The organism is Pseudomonas sp. GD03944 (assembly GCF_029839275.1).
Classification (GTDB): domain Bacteria; phylum Pseudomonadota; class Gammaproteobacteria; order Pseudomonadales; family Pseudomonadaceae; genus Aquipseudomonas.
Map to the genome: position 1 here is coordinate 19,819 of NZ_JAOCAH010000012.1, position 18,300 is coordinate 38,118.

At 65.7% G+C, this 18,300-nt stretch carries 17 protein-coding genes; 6 read left to right on the forward strand and 11 right to left on the reverse strand.

Features of this window, described 5'->3' with window-relative positions; translation table 11 throughout:
• Positions 1 to 189 precede the first annotated feature (189 nt).
• The 4 genes from N5C28_RS17870 to N5C28_RS17885 all read right to left on the reverse strand — a co-directional run bounded on the left by N5C28_RS17870 (position 190) and on the right by N5C28_RS17885 (position 4,215).
• A complete protein-coding gene (locus N5C28_RS17870; RefSeq protein ID WP_279824440.1) occupies positions 190 to 1,095 on the reverse strand; it encodes an AraC family transcriptional regulator in 906 nt (301 codons plus the stop codon).
• 97 nt (positions 1,096 to 1,192) lie between these two features.
• A complete protein-coding gene (locus N5C28_RS17875; protein WP_279824441.1) occupies positions 1,193 to 1,921 on the reverse strand; it encodes a carbonic anhydrase in 729 nt (242 codons plus the stop codon).
• Positions 1,922 to 2,055: 134 nt separating this feature from the next.
• Positions 2,056 to 3,114 (reverse strand): PA0069 family radical SAM protein, encoded by a 1,059-nt coding sequence (locus tag N5C28_RS17880; RefSeq protein ID WP_279824442.1) that lies wholly within the window; start codon positions 3,112 to 3,114, stop codon positions 2,056 to 2,058.
• A gap of 99 nt (positions 3,115 to 3,213) precedes the next feature.
• Entirely contained in the window at positions 3,214 to 4,215 is a 1,002-nt protein-coding gene (locus tag N5C28_RS17885; protein WP_279824443.1) for a bile acid:sodium symporter, read from the reverse strand.
• Positions 4,216 to 4,314: 99 nt separating this feature from the next.
• On the opposite strand from N5C28_RS17885, the gene N5C28_RS17890 reads away from it, so the two are divergent.
• On the forward strand, positions 4,315 to 5,106 hold the full coding sequence (locus tag N5C28_RS17890; RefSeq protein WP_279824445.1) for a helix-turn-helix transcriptional regulator: 792 nt from the start codon (positions 4,315 to 4,317) through the stop codon (positions 5,104 to 5,106).
• On the opposite strand, the gene N5C28_RS17895 is transcribed toward N5C28_RS17890, so the two are convergent.
• From N5C28_RS17895 to N5C28_RS17905, 3 genes are all read right to left on the reverse strand, one after another.
• Entirely contained in the window at positions 5,103 to 5,600 is a 498-nt protein-coding gene (locus tag N5C28_RS17895) for a VOC family protein (protein WP_279824446.1), read from the reverse strand. The genes N5C28_RS17890 and N5C28_RS17895 overlap by 4 nt on opposite strands.
• A 112-nt stretch (positions 5,601 to 5,712) precedes the next feature.
• On the reverse strand, positions 5,713 to 7,128 hold the full coding sequence (locus tag N5C28_RS17900) for an FAD-binding oxidoreductase (RefSeq protein WP_279824447.1): 1,416 nt from the start codon (positions 7,126 to 7,128) through the stop codon (positions 5,713 to 5,715).
• A 31-nt stretch (positions 7,129 to 7,159) separates the two neighbouring features.
• Positions 7,160 to 8,503: an MFS transporter gene (locus N5C28_RS17905; protein WP_279824449.1), complete on the reverse strand. Its 1,344-nt coding sequence runs from the start codon at positions 8,501 to 8,503 to the stop codon at positions 7,160 to 7,162.
• 645 nt (positions 8,504 to 9,148) lie between these two features.
• On the opposite strand from N5C28_RS17905, the gene N5C28_RS17910 reads away from it, so the two are divergent.
• From N5C28_RS17910 to N5C28_RS17920, 3 genes are all read left to right on the forward strand, one after another.
• Positions 9,149 to 10,126 carry a tripartite tricarboxylate transporter substrate binding protein gene (locus tag N5C28_RS17910; protein WP_279824450.1) on the forward strand — a complete coding sequence of 326 codons (978 nt, stop codon included), beginning with the start codon at positions 9,149 to 9,151 and terminating at the stop codon, positions 10,124 to 10,126.
• A gap of 67 nt (positions 10,127 to 10,193) precedes the next feature.
• Positions 10,194 to 10,718: a tripartite tricarboxylate transporter TctB family protein gene (locus N5C28_RS17915; RefSeq protein WP_279824451.1), complete on the forward strand. Its 525-nt coding sequence runs from the start codon at positions 10,194 to 10,196 to the stop codon at positions 10,716 to 10,718.
• 10 nt (positions 10,719 to 10,728) lie between these two features.
• A complete protein-coding gene (locus N5C28_RS17920; protein ID WP_279824452.1) occupies positions 10,729 to 12,249 on the forward strand; it encodes a tripartite tricarboxylate transporter permease in 1,521 nt (506 codons plus the stop codon).
• Between the two features lie 151 nt (positions 12,250 to 12,400).
• On the opposite strand, the gene N5C28_RS17925 is transcribed toward N5C28_RS17920, so the two are convergent.
• The 3 genes from N5C28_RS17925 to prlC are packed head-to-tail and all read right to left on the reverse strand — an operon-like array spanning position 12,401 to position 15,517.
• Positions 12,401 to 13,177, reverse strand: a complete 777-nt coding sequence (locus N5C28_RS17925; RefSeq protein WP_279824453.1) for a DUF1835 domain-containing protein — start codon at positions 13,175 to 13,177, stop codon at positions 12,401 to 12,403.
• A gap of 4 nt (positions 13,178 to 13,181) precedes the next feature.
• On the reverse strand, positions 13,182 to 13,472 hold the full coding sequence (locus N5C28_RS17930; RefSeq protein WP_279824454.1) for a YheV family putative zinc ribbon protein: 291 nt from the start codon (positions 13,470 to 13,472) through the stop codon (positions 13,182 to 13,184).
• Positions 13,469 to 15,517: an oligopeptidase A gene (prlC, locus tag N5C28_RS17935; RefSeq protein ID WP_279824455.1), complete on the reverse strand. Its 2,049-nt coding sequence runs from the start codon at positions 15,515 to 15,517 to the stop codon at positions 13,469 to 13,471. Before prlC ends, N5C28_RS17930 begins: the two co-directional genes overlap by 4 nt.
• Positions 15,518 to 15,641: 124 nt before the next feature.
• Between prlC and N5C28_RS17940 the strand changes: the two genes are divergently transcribed.
• Both N5C28_RS17940 and N5C28_RS17945 read left to right on the forward strand, forming a co-directional pair.
• The gene (locus tag N5C28_RS17940; protein ID WP_279824456.1) at positions 15,642 to 16,184 is read left to right on the forward strand and encodes a gamma carbonic anhydrase family protein; all 543 of its coding nucleotides are present in this window, start codon (positions 15,642 to 15,644) and stop codon (positions 16,182 to 16,184) included.
• Positions 16,185 to 16,406: 222 nt separating this feature from the next.
• A complete protein-coding gene (locus N5C28_RS17945; RefSeq protein ID WP_279824458.1) occupies positions 16,407 to 16,898 on the forward strand; it encodes a GNAT family N-acetyltransferase in 492 nt (163 codons plus the stop codon).
• 18 nt (positions 16,899 to 16,916) lie between these two features.
• Here N5C28_RS17945 and N5C28_RS17950 read toward each other — a convergent pair whose 3' ends face one another.
• A complete protein-coding gene (locus N5C28_RS17950; protein ID WP_279824460.1) occupies positions 16,917 to 18,296 on the reverse strand; it encodes an efflux transporter outer membrane subunit in 1,380 nt (459 codons plus the stop codon).
• Positions 18,297 to 18,300: the final 4 nt, after the last annotated feature.

Genomic DNA, 18,300 nt, shown 5'->3' on the forward strand with positions numbered 1-18,300 from the left:
AAGAACATTATTGTTTTTGTATGGCTCGGGCCGGATTACAACCCCGTACGCCCCCTCGAACAAATCCTTGAGCGCACAGCAACCGATACTTTTTTGCACTTTGGAAACAGGCAAAAAGCCACCTGAACACCGACAACGCCGTCTGGAATGGGGTTCCAGCGAACAACGGGATAAATAGCGAAAGCCTATTCAGTACAGGTTTTGCTCGGTCAGGCGCTGCACCGCCAGCTTCCGGTAACCCGAGGGCGTCATGCCCTTGAGCTGCTGGAACCGCCGGTTGAAGTTGGAGATGTTGCTGAAGCCGGACTCGAAGCACACCTCGGTCACCGGTTTGTCGCTCTTGCTCAGCAGCTCGCAGGACTTGCTCACCCGCAGGCGGTTGACGAACTCGACGAAGCCGCGCCCGGTGGCCTGCTTGAAGAACCGCGAGAAGTAGGTGGGCGTCATGCCCAGGTAGTCCGCCACTTCCTCCTGGCCGAGGTCCTGGGCGTAGTGCTGGAAGATGTAATCCACCGCGCGGTTGATGCGCTCGACGTGGTGCTCGTCGCCCAGCGCCGAGGCGGTCACCGCCGACAGCAGCTGGTAATCCTCGGTGCCGGCCAGCAGCTCCATGAGGATGAAGAAGTGCCCCAGGCGGGTGATGCCCTGGCTGTCGGCGATCCGCCGCATCAGCAGGCCGGCCTCGCGGATCACCTGCGGGTCGCGGAATTCGATACCGAACTGCGCCCGCGCCAGCAGCGGCGCCAGGCTCTTGAGTTCGGCGAACACCGCCGTGCCGCTTTCCAGCACCTCGTCGGTGAAGTTGACCAGCATGTCGCGGGTTTCCACCACTTCGCCGTCCTCCACCTGGCTGATCCAGTTGTGGGGCAGGCCGGGGCCGGTGAGGAACAGGGTGTTGGCGGAGAAGTTGCCAATGTAGTCGCCGATGAAGACCTTGCCGGAGCTGGCGACGATCAGGTGCAGCTCGTATTCCTTGTGGAAATGCCAGCGCACCAGGGGGCTGGGAAAGCCATGCTGACGGTAGATCAGCGAGTGGCCTTCGTGGTCGTCCATCAGTTCATAGGACGGATCGTGGGCGCGGGATAGACGGGTCATGGGCGGTGCCGCTCATTGCGTCGGAAGCCGCTTTTTTAGCACATTCGGCGCGAGGGCCAAACGGGCGGTGAGCACGGGCGTGCTCACCACCACAGACTCAGCCCTGTGGATAACGGGCGCGCGGCGTGGCCATGGGTACCTTGTCGCCATCGAGCGGCAGGAAGCCACCCAGCTCGGCGTCGTAGGCCTTGATCTGGCTGGTTTCGATGTCATACACCCAGCCATGGATGAACAGCTGACCGCTGGCCAGCTTGGAGGCGACCGACGGGTGGGTACGCAGGTGGTCGAGCTGGGCCACCACGTTCTCCTCGGTGAGCACCTCAAGGGTTTCCTTGTCGGTGGCGCAGCTGCAGTTTTCCGCAACAACCGTGCGCGCGACTTCGGCATGGCGCAGCCAGGCCTTGACCGTCGGCATGGTTTCCAGAGACTGCGGGTTGAGCACCGCCTTCATCGCGCCACAGTCGGAGTGGCCGCAGATCACGATGTGCTGCACGCCCAGGGCCATGACCGCGTATTCGATGGCGGTGGAGACGCCGCCCATCATCTGGCCGTAGGCCGGCACCACGTTACCGACGTTGCGGTTGACGAACAGGTCGCCCGGCGAGCTCTGGGTGATCAGTTCCGGCACCACGCGCGAGTCGGCGCAGGTGATGAACATGGCCCGTGGGTTCTGCGCGGTGGCGAGCTTTTTGAACAGCTCTTCCTGCTGCGGGAAGATTTCGTTACGGAAGTGCTTGAAACCGTCGACGATGCTTTTCAGCGCCTCATCGGCGGTTTCATTGCCCTCGTGGGCCTTGAGTGGAATGACCTGGTGTTTGTAAGGCATGCCCTTGACCTCTATGGACCTGAAATTCGCTGTTAAAGCGACAGCTTCTGCGGGTGGCGAGTCACACGCCAAGTGTCGCCTCAAGCAGGGGAGGCGACAACCAGCAGGCCGGGGCATTTTCGTGGCCAGGCATTTCACAGCAGCGAAAGCTGGCCACCCGGCGGCGCGAAACGGCTGCAATCGAGCGAATGGGGCTGGCGCCGCGCCAGGCCGAAGCGGCGGATGGCCACGGCAAAGCGCTGCTCCAGCAGGTCGGCGAACGCGCCCTCGCCACGAAAGCGCGTGCCGAAACGGCTGTCGTACAGCTCGCCGCCCCGGCTCTGGCGGATCAGGCTGAGCACGTGCTCGGCACGCTGTGGGTGATGCGCCTGCAGCCACTCCTCGAACAGCGGCGCCACCTCCCGCGGCAGGCGCAGCAGCATGTAGTTGGCGCTCTGCGCGCCGGCCTTTTTCGCCGATTCGAGCAGGCGCTCCAGTTCCATGTCGTTGATCATCGGGATCATCGGCGAGCACAGCACCCCGACCGGAATGCCATGCTGGCGCAGCACGCGGATCGCCCGCAACCGGGCCGACGGCGCCGCCGCCCGGGGTTCAAGGATGCGCTTGAGCTCGTCGTCCAGGGTGGTAAGGCTGATGTACACCGACACCAGGTTCATCTGCGCCAGCTCGGTGAGCAGGTCCAGGTCGCGCAGGATCAGCGAGCCCTTGGTGACGATGGTCACCGGGTGCCGGTAGCGCAGCAGCACCTCCAGCACCTGGCGGGTCAGGCGGTGCTCGCGGTCGATGGGCTGGTAGGGGTCGGTGTTGGAGCCCAGGTTGATCGGCGCGCACTGGTAGCCCGGCTTGCTCAATTGCTGTTCGAGCACTGCGGCGGCGTTGGTCTTGGCGATCAGCCGGGTCTCGAAGTCGATGCCCGGCGAGAGGTCCCAGTAGGCGTGGCTGGGCCTGGCGTAGCAGTAGATGCAGCCGTGCTCGCAGCCCCGGTAGGGGTTGATCGAGCGGTCGAACGGCAGGTCCGGCGACTGGTTGCGGGTGATGAGGGTCTTGGCGGTTTCCGCCCGCACTTCCGTGGCGCGGCTGGGCGGCACCTCCTGGTACCAGCCGTCATCGCTGGCGATGATCTGCGTCGGGGCATAACGGTTGTGCGGATTACTGGCCGTGCCACGACCGCGCGGTGGCAAAGAGACGGACATGGGAAACTCCGAATACTGTATGCATGAACAGTATTTGAAATTACCCCATGGCGCCAGTCGGTTCGTCGGTCAGTCGTCGCGCAGCGCGGATACGCCAGGTCAGGGGGCGACGGGTTTGGCCTGTTCGGCCGCTGGCTCTTCTGGCCGCCTGGCATAACGCTGGGCCAGCACCGCGCAAACCATCAGCTGGATCTGGTGGAACAGCATCAGCGGCAGGATCAGCAGGCCGATGGCGCTGCCGGCGAACAGCACCTGGGCCATCGGCACGCCGGTGGCCAAGCTCTTCTTCGAGCCGCAGAAGAGAATGGTGATGCGATCTTCCAGGCTGAAGCCGCACCACTTGCCCAGCAGCGCGGTGATGCCCAGGGCCAGCGCCAGCAGCACGCAGCAGGCGAACACCAGGGCGACCAGGGTCGGCAGCGACACCTGGTGCCACAGCCCTTCGACCACCGCCTCGCTGAACGCGGTGTAGACCACCAGCAGGATCGAGCCCTGGTCGACGTACTTCAACCAGTCCTTGTTGCGCCCGACCCAGGCGCCGATCCAGCGGCGCGCCACCTGGCCGGCGATGAACGGCACCAGCAGTTGCAGGGTGATCTTGCCGATGGCGTCGAGCATCGAGCCGCCGTCGCCGTGCACGCCCATGAGGATCGCCACCAGCAGCGGCGTGAGGAAGATGCCGAACAGGCTGGACGCCGCCGCGCTGCAGATTGCCGCGGGAATGTTGCCCCGGGCCAGCGAGGTGAAGGCGATGGCCGACTGCACCGTCGCCGGCAGGGCGCACAGGTAGAGGATGCCCAGGTACAGCTCGATACCGACCAGCGGTGACAGCAGCGGCTTGAGGGCCAGCCCGAGGATCGGGAACAGGATGAAGGTGCAGCTGAACACCAGCAGGTGCAGGCGCCAGTGACCGGCCCCGGCGAGGATCGCCTCGCGCGACAGTTTGGCGCCGTGCAGGAAGAACAGCAGGGCGATGGCCAGGTTGGTGATCCAGCCGAACGCCACGGCGGCGCCACCGCTGACGGGCAGCAGGCTGGCGGCGGCCACGACGGCGATCAGGGTCAGGGTGAAATTGTCAGGCAGTAAACGGGAGCGGGCCATGGTGAGAAGTATCCGGAACAGGTTGCAGGGCCTTGCAGGCAGGCGTGCGGCCACTCTATCGTGGCGACTTCTTACCGACTAACGCCATCAAGCCAGAGAATGTCGCCAAACGGACAACATGCCCTGCCGGAGCGCCAGGTTCCCGACCTGCAGGCCCTGCCCCGCCCGCTGTATGCGCGCACCGAGTCCCTGCCCCGGCAGGTCGGTACACCGCGCCACAGCCATCCCTGGGTGCAGTTGAGTTATGCCATCCAGGGCGTGCTGCACGTGCACACCGCCGCCGGCAGCTTCGTCGCCCCGCCGCAACGGGCGATCTGGGTGCCTGCCGGCCTGGAACATGAAGTCATCAGCTCGCCCAATACCGAGATGCGCAGCCTGTACCTGGCGCACAGCGCCACCGATTGGGCCCCGGACCACTGCCGGGTGCTGGAGATCGACCGCCTGACCCGGGAGCTGGTGGAGCGCTTCTGCGCAGGCCCCGTGGAATACGACGAACAGGGCGCCGACGGACGCCTGGCCCAGGTGCTGCTCGACCAGTTGCGCGCCGCCCCGGAGGTCAGCCTGTCACTGCCGTTGCCCCGCGACGCGCGCCTGCAGCAGCTGTGCCGCCACCTGCAGCGCCAGCCGGACGACAGCCGCAGCCTGGGCCAGTGGGGCGTGCTGCTGGGCGCGTCGGAAAAGACCCTGAGCCGCCTGTTCCTGCGCGATACCGGCCTGACCTTCCGCGCCTGGCGCCAGCGCCTGCGCCTGCTCGGTGCCCTCGGACCGCTGGAGCGCGGCCAGCGGGTCACCGACGTGGCCCTGGCCTGTGGCTACGAATCCACCTCGGCCTTCATCGCCGCCTTCCGCCAACAGTTCGGCAGCACGCCGGGTGAGTTCTTCCGCGACTAGCCATCGCAGGCTCGTTGCAGGGTGGCGATGTCGAGCTTCTGCATCGTCAGCAAGGCCGCCATCACCCGCTGCCCGCGCGGGCTGTCACCGCCGTCGAGCATGTCGGCAAGAACCGTGGGCACCACCTGCCAGGACACCCCGAAGCGGTCCTTGAGCCAGCCACATTGCCGGGCCTGGGGGTCGCCGCCTTCCGACAGTGTGTCCCAGTAATGGTCCAGTTCGGCCTGTGAATCGCAGAACACCTGCAGCGATATCGCCTCGTTGAAACGGAACACCGGGCCACCATTCAGGGCGGTGAAGGGGTGCCCGTCCAGCTCGAAGGCGACGGTCATCACCGACCCGGGCGTCTTGCCATGAAACTCGCGGCCCGCCTCGCCGTAGCGGGCAGTGCCGGTAATCCGCGAATTTGGAAAGACCGACAGATACAGCTCAACGGCCTGCTCGGCCTGGTCGTCGAACCACAGGCAAGGGGCGATGCGCGCGATGCGGGGCATAGGGGTCTCCTCCTGGACGAATCGGGCCATGCACCACGCATGGCTACCGACTGGTCGGATGGCGCCTGGGCAAATCGACAACCCAGGCGGCGAAACCCGACGAACGCGCCGCTCAGAGCACCTTGCCCGGGTTCATCAGCTCGGTCGGGTCCAGGGCCTGCTTGAGGCTGCGCATCAGCTCGAGCTCCAGCGGCGCCTTGTAGTGATGGGCGGCTTCGCGCTTGGCCTGCCCGATGCCATGCTCGGCGCTGATGCTGCCGTCGAATTCAAGGGTCACGTCGTAGATGAGCCCCATGATGGCCTCGGCCTGGGTCTTGAACGGCGCATCGTCGCTGCCCGCCGGCTTGCTGATGTTGTAGTGCAGGTTGCCATCGCCGACATGCCCATAGGCAACGATGCGCACGCCGGGGAAAGCCTGTTGCAAGCGCTGGTCGGCCGCCTCGACGAAGGCGGGAATGCAGCTGACCGGCACGCTGATGTCGTGCTTGAGGCTCGGCCCCTCGTGGTTCTGCGCCTCGGAAATCCCTTCCCGAATCGCCCACAGAGCATCGACCTGCGCTTCGCTGCTGGCGACCACCGCATCGAGCGCCTCTCCGGCCTCGAACGCCGAGCCCAGGCCGGTTTCCAGCATCTGCGCGAGCGGCGCATCGGGCAGGGTGTCGCTCAGCTCGATCAGCACGTACCAAGGATGCACCTCGGCGAATGGGTCGGTGCAGCCGGCCACATGGCGCAGCACGAACTCGACGCTCTGCCGGGACATCAGCTCGAAACCGGTCAGGCGATCGCCGCACAGTGCGCGCATCCGCCCGATCAGCTCGACCGCCGCCTGCGGGCTCGGTAATGCCGCCCAGGCCGTGGTGCGGCTGTGGATGGCGGGATAGAGCTTGAGCACCGCCGCGGTGATGATGCCCAGGGTGCCTTCCGAACCGATGAACAGGTGCTTGAGGTCGTAGCCGGTGTTGTCCTTGCGCAGGCCGCGCAGGCCGTTCCAGATGCGCCCGTCGGGCAGCACCACCTCCAGGCCCAGGGCCAGGTCGCGCATGTTGCCGTAGCGCAGCACCGCGGTGCCGCCGGCATTGGTCGCCAGGTTGCCACCGACGGTGCAACTGCCCTCGGCCCCGAGCGACAGCGGGAACAGACGCCCGGCTTCGGCAGCGGCCTCCTGCAGGTGCTGCAGGATCACCCCGGCTTCCACGGTGATGGTTTCGTTGGCCGGGTCGACATCACGAATCCGCGTCATGCGGGTCAGCGACAGCACGACCTGCTGGCCCGAGTCATCCGGGATCGAACCGCCGCACAAGCCGGTGTTGCCGCCTTGGGGCACCAGCGCCACACGTGCGTCGTGACACAGCCGGACCACGGATGCGACTTCCTCGGTGGAGCCTGGACGCACCACCAGCGCCGCCTGGCCGCGGTAGGCATTGCGCCAATCGCTGAGGTAGCTGCCCATCAGCGCCGGATCACGAACCAGGCCGGCCTTGCCGACCACCTGCTCCAATGCCTGTACCAGTTCGCTCATCGTGCTCATGACGCTATTCCTCTCTTGATCGCGCCCAGCCTCAGCGCGTGTTGGCCTCGGCTCCTGGAGCCTTTTCAGGGGCATCGAACACGATCCGCTCGATACGCCCCACCAGAAACAGGTAGCAGAGCGCGGCCAGGATGGCGTTGAGCGCCACGTAGGCCAGCGCGAGATCGAAATTGCCGGTGCGGCTGACCAGGTAGCCGACGGTGATGGGGGTGATGATCGCCGCCAGGTTGCCGAACGTATTGAACAGCCCACCGGACAGACCGACGATCTGCCGCGGCGAGGTATCGGCCACCAGCGTCCAGCCCAGGGTGCCGAAGCCCTTGCCGAAGAACGCCAGGGCCATCAGGCCGACCGCTGCCGCGTCCGACTCTGCGTAGATGCACAGCACCATGCTCGCGGACAGCATCAGGCCGGAGACGATGGGCAGCTTGCGCGCCAGCGTCAGCGAATGGCCACGGCGCAGCAGCCCATCGGACAGCAACCCGCCGCACAGGCTGCCGACGAACCCGCTGATCGCCGGCAGCGCTGCAGCAAAGCCGGCGCCCACCAGGGTCATGCCGCGCTCCTGGACCAGGTACACCGGGAACCAGGTCAGGAAGAAATAGGTGGTGGCGTTGCTGAAATACTGCCCGATATAGACACCGAGCAAGGTGCGCTGACGCAGCAGCAACCCCAGGTAGCCGCGCTGCGAACGGCCGCCGGTGTTCTCCAGCGGCGCCAGGTCGAGCAGCCCGCCCCCGGCCTCGATGTGTTTGAACTCGGCCTCGCCGATGTGCGGGTGGGTGCGCGGGCCGTGCATGAACTTGAGCCACAGACCGCACAGCACCAACCCGCAGCCGCCGAGCACGATGAACACCTGTTGCCAGCCCATGGTTTGCACCACCCAGCCCATCAGGGGCGCGAACAGCGCAGTGGCGCAGTACTGCGCCGAGCTGGACACCGCCGTGGCAGTGGCCCGTTCGGTGGTCGGGAACCAGGCGGCGATGATCCGCGCATTACCGGGAAAACACGGTGCTGCGGCCAGCCCCACAGCCAGTCGCAGCAGGAACAGCGTGGCGATGGTCCATGCCATCGGCAGCCAGCCGACGAACCCCTGCAACAGGGTCAGCAGCGACCAGGCGAACAGCGCGATGCTGTAGACGCGCTTGACGTCGAAGCGATCGAACAGCCAGCCGCCGGGAATCTGGGCCACCACGTAGGCCCAGCCGAACGCTGAAAAGATGTAGCCCAGGGTGACGGCATCGATGCCCAGGTCGGCCTGCAGGGCAGAGCCGGCGATGGACAGGCTGGAACGGTCGGCGAAGGTCACCGAAGTGACCGCGAACAGCATCATCAGGATGCCGTAGCGCACGCGCCCGGTCTTGGCGGCGATCACGGCTTCAGCTCACGTCAGGTGTCGAAGGGCGGTGACTCATGGCCCTGGCAGGGGCGGACGAATGGAGCGAAGGGAACGCGGGCATGCAGGCTGCACCTTATTGTTCTAGTGAGAGGCGCCCGGCTGGAGCACCTCGTTCCCGGACCGTTCAGCCAAGGCCACGGGATGAGATACGTTGTCGTACGACAACAAATAACACCAAACGCCTCCACGGCGCCAGCACCAGAATCGGCGACGGGCAGCGGCGGCGATAGCCCTTCGTTTGACGCGTTAATGCTGTGCAGCCCCGCTTTCTAAGGATCGGTTACAGCTGCCCATCCGTATCTCGTTGACACTCCAGGGTTCACTTGATAAAACCAGTCATACGACAACCTACAACATCAATAAAAATAACTAGAGATTCACCTCATGGCTCAGCCCTTCCGCGGACCACAGGTTCGTGTCACCTCTGCCAGCCCGTCCGGCGCCCGGCGTTCGTCTACCGAACAACCCGCGCAACGCCCATGCCTGTGGCAGAACAGGGCGACTCTCTCATCTACGATCCATTACCTGCTCGATTCATCGATCGAACGGGGCGCTGCGTCGTACCTTCACCCAGGCTTCGTTCGTTAGCGCGAGCGGCCTTCATCCCACCGGAGTATTCCAATGAAAAAAACCATCCGTGCCTCACTTCTTTCTGCCATGGTCGGTATGGGGGCTCTGGTCTCCTGCGCCGCCTCCTTCGCTGACGACGTCAAATGGCCGACCCGCCCCATCCAGGTGGTGGTGATCGCCAACCCGGGCGGTGACACCGACTTCAACGCCCGCATGATGGCCAAGTACTTCAACCAGATCACCGGTAAGACCATGGTCGTCACCAACGTGGCCGGCGGTGGCGGCACCCTGGCGGCCGAGCAGGTCAAGGGCGCGGCGCCCGATGGCAACACCATTCTCTTCACCCACCCGGGCCAGTTGATCGTCAACGAAGTGGCCGGCCTCACCGAAGACAGCTATGAAACCTTCGACGTCGCCTGCATCGCGGGTGTCGACAAGAGCGCGATCTTCGTGGCCTCCAAGGACTCCGGCGTGACCAGCATGAAAGACCTGGTCGAGAAGTCCAAGGCCAACCCGGCCAGCATCACCTACGGTACCGAGATGGGCAGCTTCTCCCATGTCCAGGGCCTGATGCTCGAGAAGCTCTCCGGGATCAAACTGAAGATGGTCGACGGCGGTACCGTCTCCGACCGCGTGGTGGGCATGCTCGGCGGTCGCCTCGACCTGGGCGCGATCAGCTACGGCTCGGTGCAGGATTACGTGAACGGCGGCCAGATGGTCGCCCTGGGCCAGCCCAACGAAGAGCGCAACGCCCTGCTGGGCGAAATCCCGACCCTCAAGGAACAAGGTCTGGACATCACCCTCGACAAGCCCTACGTGGTCGCATTCCCGAAAGGCACTGACCCGGCCATCATCAAGAAAATGGCCGACCTGATGAAACAGATCACCGAAATCCCGGAATACGCCGAGGACCTGAAGAAGTTCAAGCAGCCGGTCGCCTACTTCGGCACCGAGGAGTCGAAGGCGATCCTGGCCAAGACCCGCGAAGACTTCATGCAGTTCAAGGATGCTCTGCGCCAGGGCAAGTGAGTCATGACGCGGCGGCGACCCGAATGATCCGGGTCACCGCCGCGTATTCGTTCTTCGAGGTTCCCCCATGAGCACCACCACGAACAAAAAGGAACTGATCATCGGCCTCGCCATGATCGGTACCGCCCTCGCCTACATGGTGATGGCCTACCAACTCCCCGGCCACGGCGGCGTCGACGCCGGTACCGTACCCGTCTTGCTTGCCGGCCTGCTCGCCCTGCTGGGCGTGATTCAGCTGTTCAGTGCCTTCCCGCGCAAGGCTTCTGCCGACGAGCCGGTCGAGAAGGCACCCAGCGACCTGCCTGAACTCCCCGCGGAGGAGACGGCCAAGCCGGTGGTCGAACCCAAGACCGTGCTCCTGACGCTGGGCCTGATCCTGGGCTACATGGCCCTGATGGGACCGGTCGGTTTCCCGATCATGACGGTCATTTACCTGTACCTGCAGTTCATCGTGCTGACGCCGGTGGATCACAAGGTCAAGCACGTCAGTTACCTGCTGATCGCCACCGCGACATCGGCCGTCATTTTCCTGCTGTTCCGCGAGGCCTTCGACCTGTTGTTGCCCGCTGGCCTGCTGAACAATTTCCTCTGAGGATCCGACCATGCTCGAATTACTGCAGCAAGGCTTCGGTGCCGTCTTCTCGCTGAACATCCTGATACTCATGGCCATTGGCGTGGCCGTGGGTATTGTCTTCGGTGCGGTGCCCGGGCTGTCCGCCACCATGGCGGTGGCGCTGTGCCTGCCCCTGACCTTCACCATGGGCCCACAGGCGGGCCTGTCCCTGCTGGTGGCACTGTTCATCGGTGCGACCTCGGGGGGGCTTATCTCGGCGATCCTGCTGAAAATTCCCGGAACACCCTCATCGATTGCCACGGTATTCGATGGCGGGCCACTGATGGAGCAAGGGCACGGCGCCAAAGCGCTGGGCGTCGGCATCGTGTTCTCCTTCCTCGGCACCCTGTTCAGCATCGCGGCCCTGATGTTCATCGCCCCGCAGCTGGCCAAGGTGGCACTGAGCTTCGGCCCGCATGAGTACTTCGCCATCGCGGTGTTCTCCCTGACCCTGATCGCCACCCTGTCCGCCGGTTCCATGGCCAAAGGCCTGTTCGCCGGTGCCCTGGGTTTTGCCGTATCCACCGTGGGTATCGCACCGGTGGAAGCGATTCGCCGCTTCACCTTCGGCTTCAGCGAGCTCAACGGCGGCTTCTCCATGCTCACGGTGATGATCGGCATGTTCGCCGTCGCCGAGATCATCAAGCTCGCCGAAACCGGCCGCCATTCGGTGCAGGGCAAGGCCCAGTCGGTGAGCATGAAGAACATCAAGGGCTTCGGCTTCTCGCTCAAGGAATTCCGTCAGCAACTGCCCAACGCCGGGCGCTCCGGCCTGATCGGCCTGGGCATCGGCATCCTGCCGGGCATCGGTGCCGGCACCTCCAACCTGGTGGCCTACATCATCGCCAAGAAGCGCGCCAAGGACGGAGACACCTATGGCAAGGGCAACATCGGCGGTGTGGTGGCCAGTGAAACCGCCAACAACGCCGGTATCGGCGGCGCCATGATGCCGTTGATGACCCTGGGGATTCCCGGCGACACGGTCACCGCGATCATGCTCGGCGGCTTCCTGATCCATGGCATCCAGCCTGGCCCGCTGCTGTTCATCAGCCAGGGTCCGCTGGTGTACACCATCTTCGCTGCCCTGATCGTCGCCACCTTCATGATGCTGTTCATGGAGTTCTATGGCCTGCGGCTCTTCATCAAGCTGCTGGACGTGCCCAAGCACATCCTGCTGCCGATCATCCTGGTGCTGTGCGTCGTGGGCGCCTTCGGTCTGTCCAGCCGCCTGTTCGACGTCTGGTCGATCCTGCTGTTCGGCGTACTCGGCTACGGCTTCGTCAAGGCGGGGATGCCGGCGGCGCCATTCATCATCGGCTTCATCCTCGGGCCGATGGCGGAGACCAACCTGCGCCGTGGCCTGATGCTGTCCGATGGCAGCTTCGCGGAGTTCTTCACCAACCCCATCGCCGGCACCTTCCTGGGCCTGGCACTGGCGTTCATCCTCTGGCAGGTCTACAGCTCGATGCGACCCAAGCCCAGTGCGATCAACGAGATCCTGCGCACCTGACGCGCACCCTGGCAAACAAAAACGCCGCTCCAGTTGGAGCGGCGTTTTTGTTTGCAGCAGACTGCCGGTTTTCGTCAGGGGCCGCCGCCCGGCCTGGAAGCAACCGCAGGGTGGATGACGCTGTTTTCATCCACCAGCGACCACCACGGCATCAGACGCGCCGCACCTGCAAGCCTTTGTAGCCGTACTCAGCGGGCTCGCCGGTCAGCACCAGTTGGCCAGCGGCGGCCAACTCGCGTACCCGCCAGTACAGGAAGAAGTCCGTGGCGAAGAAGCCGTCGTTGCGCGCCATGACCTCGGCCATGACCCGGTCCAGCGGCCGCCAATCATCCCCGGCGTGATCCAGCAGCGCGGCATCGGTGCCCGCATAGCCTTCACTGGCGAATATCCCCGCCTGCCAGCGGCGCACCGGCGCGCCGTCCGCGAGCAACGCCCGCCACTGCGCCGCCAGCTCGGCCTGGCGATTGGCATCGACCGGGCGAGGTCGAGCGATCTGCGCCAGGGCGTCGGGATCGTGCATGGCCACCGCCTTGCGCGTCGGCACACGGCTGTCGCCGGTACCACAGGCCACTTCCCACAGCTCGACGGCGCTGCCTTGCAGGGCATGGGCGACACGCGCCAGCAGCAATTGCTCGCTGCAGCTGTCGCCATGCCAGACGGTAACCGGTCGCTCCTGATGGGCCAGTGACGCCAGCCAGCGTGCGTCCTCGGGCAAGCCCGTGGCGAAGTCCGGCACGGGCGTCACTGCCTCTGGCCAGACACCGCGCCAGAACGCGGCGCGGGCAGCGCAGGGTGGTGTGTCCACATCCCCCAGCGGGCCGACGGCCAAGTCATCACGCAGCACGCGAAGGCCCGCCTCGGCGGCCGCCTGGCCGATCACCCGGCGGACGCCAGCCACGGCGTTGTCGCCGCAGACGAGGTGCCACATGGGCTCAGTCCTTGTCTTTCTTCAGCTTCGGATTGGGGAAGAACTGCACGGCCTTGACCTTGGGGTCGGCCGCTTTCTTCGGCTGCAGGGCGCTGATGTTGACCCGCGTCGGCAGCTCCTTCGGCACCGAGTTGCCGCGCTCGTCGAGGGTGTCGGCGTAGCCGCACTGCACGCACTCACGGTGCGGCACGCCGTCGACGTTCCACATCTTGATGCTGTCCATTTCGCTGCACGCCGGACATACGGCACCGGCGATGAAGCGCTTGGGGGTCACGTTCTCAGGGGCGTCGCTCATGCCGCCTCCGCGCTGAGCCCGAGGTGGCGCAGCAGGGCGTCGATGCTCGGCTCACGACCACGGAAGTCGACGAACAGCACCATCGGTTCCTGGGAACCGCCCCGGGCCAGGATCGCCTCGCGGAACGCGCGGCCGGTCTCGCTGTTGAATACGCCCTCTTCCTCGAACCTGGAGAAGGCATCGGCCGACAGCACTTCGGCCCACTTGTAGCTGTAATAACCCGCCGCGTAACCGCCGGCGAAGATGTGCGCGAAGCTGTTGGGGAAGCGGTTGTAGGCCGGCGGACGCAGCACCGACACCTCGGCGCGGATGGTTTCGAGCACCTCCAGCACGCTGCGGCCGTCGCCATGGGTGGCGTGCAGCTCGAAGTCGAACAGGGAGAACTCCAGTTGCCGCACCATCATCAGGCCGGACTGGAAGTTCTTCGCCGCCAGCATCTTGTCCAGCAGGTCCTGGGGCAGGGCCTCGCCGGTCTGGTAATGGCCGGAGATCAGCGCCAGGCCTTCCGGCTCCCAGCACCAGTTCTCCATGAACTGGCTCGGCAGCTCGACCGCGTCCCAGGCCACGCCATTGATGCCCGAGGCACCGGCGTGTTCGACCCGGGTCAGCAGGTGGTGCAGGCCGTGGCCGAATTCGTGGAACAGGGTGGTGACTTCATCGTGGGTCAGCAGCGCCGGCTTGTCGCCGACGGCCGGGGTGAAGTTGCACACCAGGTTGGCCACCGGGCTGATCAGCCGGCCATCGGCGGCGCGGCGCTTGTCGCGGGCACCGTCCATCCACGCGCCGCCGCGCTTGTTGGCGCGGGCGTAGAGGTCGAAGAAGAAGCGGCCGACGTGGTTGCCGTTCTCGGTGATCTCGAACAGGCGCACGTCCGGGTGCCAGGTGTCGAAGCCCGACAGCTCCTTGATCTGGATGCCGTAGAGTTTCTCGACGATGGCGAACAGCCCCGACAGGACCTTATCCACCGGGAAGTAGGCCCGCAGGATTTCCTGGGAAATGCTGTAGCGCTGCTCGCGCAGTTTCTCGCTGTAGTAGCCGACGTCCCAGCTCTGCAGGTCGTTGCAGCTCTGCTCGGCGGCAAAAGCCCGCAGCTCGACCAGGTCCTGGGCGGCGAACGGCTTGCTGCGCACCGCCAGGTCACGCAGGAAGCTCAGCACTTGATCGGTGCTCTCGGCCATCTTGCTCGCCAGGCTCAGCTCGGCGTAATTGCCGAAGCCCAGCAGACGGGCCAGTTCCTGGCGCAGGTCGAGAATCTCCTGCATCACCGGGCCGTTGTCGTTCTGCCCGGCGTTCGGCCCCTGGTCGGAGGCGCGGGTGCAGTAGGCGGCGTACACCTCTTCGCGCAGGGCGCGGTCGTCGGCGTAGGTCATCACGGCAAAGTAGCTGGGGAATTCCAGGGTGATCAGCCAGCCATCCTGGCCCTTGGCTTCGGCCGCTTGCTTCATCTGCGCCTTGGCCGAGTCGGTGAGGCCGGCCAGGGCCGCTTCGTCGCTGACCAGCTTGCTCCAGCCCTGGGTGGCGTCGAGCAGCTGGTTGGAGAACCGGCTGGCCAGCTCGGACAGTTTCATCTGAATCGCACCGTAGCGCTGCTGCTCGGCCTCCGGCAGGTCGATACCGGACAGACGGAAATCACGCAGGGCGTGTTCGAGGATGGTCTTCTGCGCCACGTCGAAACCGGCCGCCTGGGGGCCGGTGGCCAGGGCGTCGTAGGCCTGGAACAGGGCGCGGTTCTGCCCCAGTTCGGTCCAGTATTCGGAGAGCTTCGGCAGGCAGGCCTCGTAGGCCGCACGCAGCTCGGCGTTGTTGCACACCGAGTTGAGGTGGCTCACCGGGCTCCAGGCACGGCCGAGGCGCTCGTGCAGTTCATCGAACACCAGCACCAGGTTTTCCCAGGTCGGGGCGCCGGACTGGCGGCTCAGCAGCTCGGCGATGGCCACACGGTTGTCGGCCAGAATGGTGTCCACCGCGGGCTCCACATGCTCGGGGCGAATGCTGGAGTAGGGTGGCAGGTCGAATTGCTGCAGGAGGGGGTTGCTGGCGGTCACGGGCAAGCACCTGTAATGCGAAGGGAGATAAGAGGGTTATTGGGCCGCGCGCGGCATTTAACAACCCGTATGCCGTGCATCTTAATTAGAATCCGGGCAATCCGCAGCTCAAGAGGTTTCTATCGTGGCGATACGTACTTACCAGCAATTCACCCCGCAGCTCGGCGAGCGGGTCTTCGTGGACAGCTCGGCGGTGGTGCTCGGCGACGTGACCCTGGGCGCCGACAGTTCGGTCTGGCCGCTGGTGGTGATCCGCGGCGACATGCACCACATCCGCATCGGCGCGCGCACCAGCGTGCAGGACGGCAGCGTGCTGCACATCACCCACGCCGGGCCATTCAACCCGGACGGCTTCCCGCTGATCATCGGCGACGAAGTGACCATCGGCCACAAAGTCACCCTGCACGGTTGCACCCTGGGCAACCGCATCCTGGTCGGCATGGGCAGCATCGTCATGGACGGCGCGATCGTGGAAGACGAGGTGATCATCGGCGCCGGCAGCCTGGTGCCGCCGGGCAAACGCCTGGAAAGCGGCTACCTGTACGTCGGCAGCCCGGTTAAACAGGCGCGGGCGCTGACCGACAAGGAGCGCAACTTCTTCAGCTACACGGCGGGCAACTACGTGAAGCTCAAAGACCAGCACCTGGCCGAGGGGTACGACCGCTAGGCGGCTGCCAGCCCTGTGGCCAACGGCCCATCCACACAAGCTCGCGGCTGAAGCCCCTCCTACCGGTTTTGTGGACATGCCCCGGTGGCGAGGCCCGACAGAAACCCTTGTGGGAGGGGCTTTAGCCGCGACGGGCCCCAAGGTCTTGTGGCTCAAGCCACTCCACGAGAGCGCCACACACCCCATTTTTTCATGCGCACCACTGAGGAAGAGCCGAATTCCATGCTGACCATCCGCCCCATTACCGCCGCCGACTTCGACCAGGTCTGGCCGATCATCCGTGACGTCGTGCAGGCCCAGGAAACCTACGCCTTCGACCCGGCCATGGACCGCGAGACCGCCTGGAAAACCTGGGTCGAGCTGCCCAAGGCGACCTTCGTCGCCGAGCAGGACGGGCAGATCCTCGGCACCTACTACATCAAGGCCAACGCCGCCGGCCCCGGCGATCACGTGTGCAACTGCGGCTACATGACCGCCCCGGCGGCCCGCGGCAAGGGCGTCGCCCGGGCGTTGTGCGAACACTCGCTGGGGGTCGGCCGTGAACTGGGCTTCCTGGCGATGCAATTCAATTCGGTGGTGTCGACCAACCAGATCGCCGTCGCCCTGTGGCAGAAGCTCGGCTTCGCCATCGTCGGCACCCTGCCCGGCGCCTACCGGCACCGCACCCAGGGCCTGGTGGATTGCCACGTGATGTACCGGCTGCTGGTGGGCTGAGTCTGCCGACGACTCGATTCAGGGAGCAGGCAGATCGCCAGTGGCCGACCAGCCGCCACCCAGTGCCCTGGCCAGCGCCACGCCACTCTGCAGGCGGGCCAGGCGCAGCTGGGCGCTCTGGTCTTCGGCGGCGTAGAGCGTGCGCTGGGCGTCGAGCAGGTTGAGCAGGTCATCGGCGCCGGCCTGGTAACGCCGTTCGGCCAGTTGCAGGGCGCGCTCGGCCTGGACCTGCACCTCCTGCTGGGCCTGCCACTGGGCTTCCACGCCGTTGCCGGCATTGAGCGCAATCTGCACATCGGCAAAGGCTTCGACGATGCGCTGGCGGTAGCTGGCCAGCAGTTCTTCACGCCGGGCAGCGCTGCGATCGCGTTCGGCTGCAAGGGCGCCGCCGTCGAAGATCGGGGCAGTCAGCGCCGCCGCCAGGGAATACAGCGGATCAGCAAGCACGCGGCTCAGGTTGCCAGCCGAGCCATTGCCACCCGCGGAGAGATTCAGGCGCGGCAGCAGGGCGGCGCGGGCGGCACGCAGGTTGGCATCGGCGGCGCTCAGCTGCGCCTCGGCGCGGGCCAGGTCCGGGCGGCGCAATAGCAGCTCGCTGGGCAAACCGGCCGTCAGCGAAGGCGGTTGTAACGTGGCGAGCGAGGTCGACGACCCGCTTGCCGGCTCGCCCTGGCCCAACAGCACGGCAAGGTCGCTGCGCACGTCATCGGCCTGCTGGCGCAGGGCTTCGCGGTTGCGCCGCTGTTCGGCGACCAGGCCACGTTGCTGGGTCAGTTCCAGTGGGGTGGCAGCACCCGCATTGGCGCGGGCCTGCACGGTGGCGAGTACGCGTTCGGCGTTACTCAGGTTGAGATCGGCCAGGCGCAGGCGTTCGTCGAGGGCGACCTGGCGCAGCCAGGTGTCGACCAGGCTGGCGGTCAGGCTCAGGCGCAGGGCGTCGCGGTCGAAGCGGCTGGCGGCCAGCTCGGCCCGGGCCGCATCATCGTCAGCGGCCAGGCGACCCCACAGATCCACTTCATAACTGGCGGCCAGGCCGCCGCTGTAACGATTGCCAGCGGCTTCGCCATTACCGCCGAGGCGACCTTCACGGTTGGCGCCGAGGTTGCCATCCAGTCGCGGCAACAGCGGCGCGCCGGCAGCACGACTCAAGGCTTCGGCCTGGCGCAGGCGTGCGGCGGCCGCCGCCAGGTCCTGGTTGTTGCGCAGCGCCTGGTCGATCAGCGCATCCAGCTCGGTGCTGGCAAAACTGCGCCACCAGGTATCCGTCACCTCCTCGCCGCCCTGCATATGGCGCCATTGCGCGGGTGCCGCAGGCAGCTCGGCAGGCGCGTCGGGTTTGTGGCTGCAGCCTGCCAACAGCAGGGCGACGCACAGCACGGAGGGGAGAGAGCGGGTCATGAAA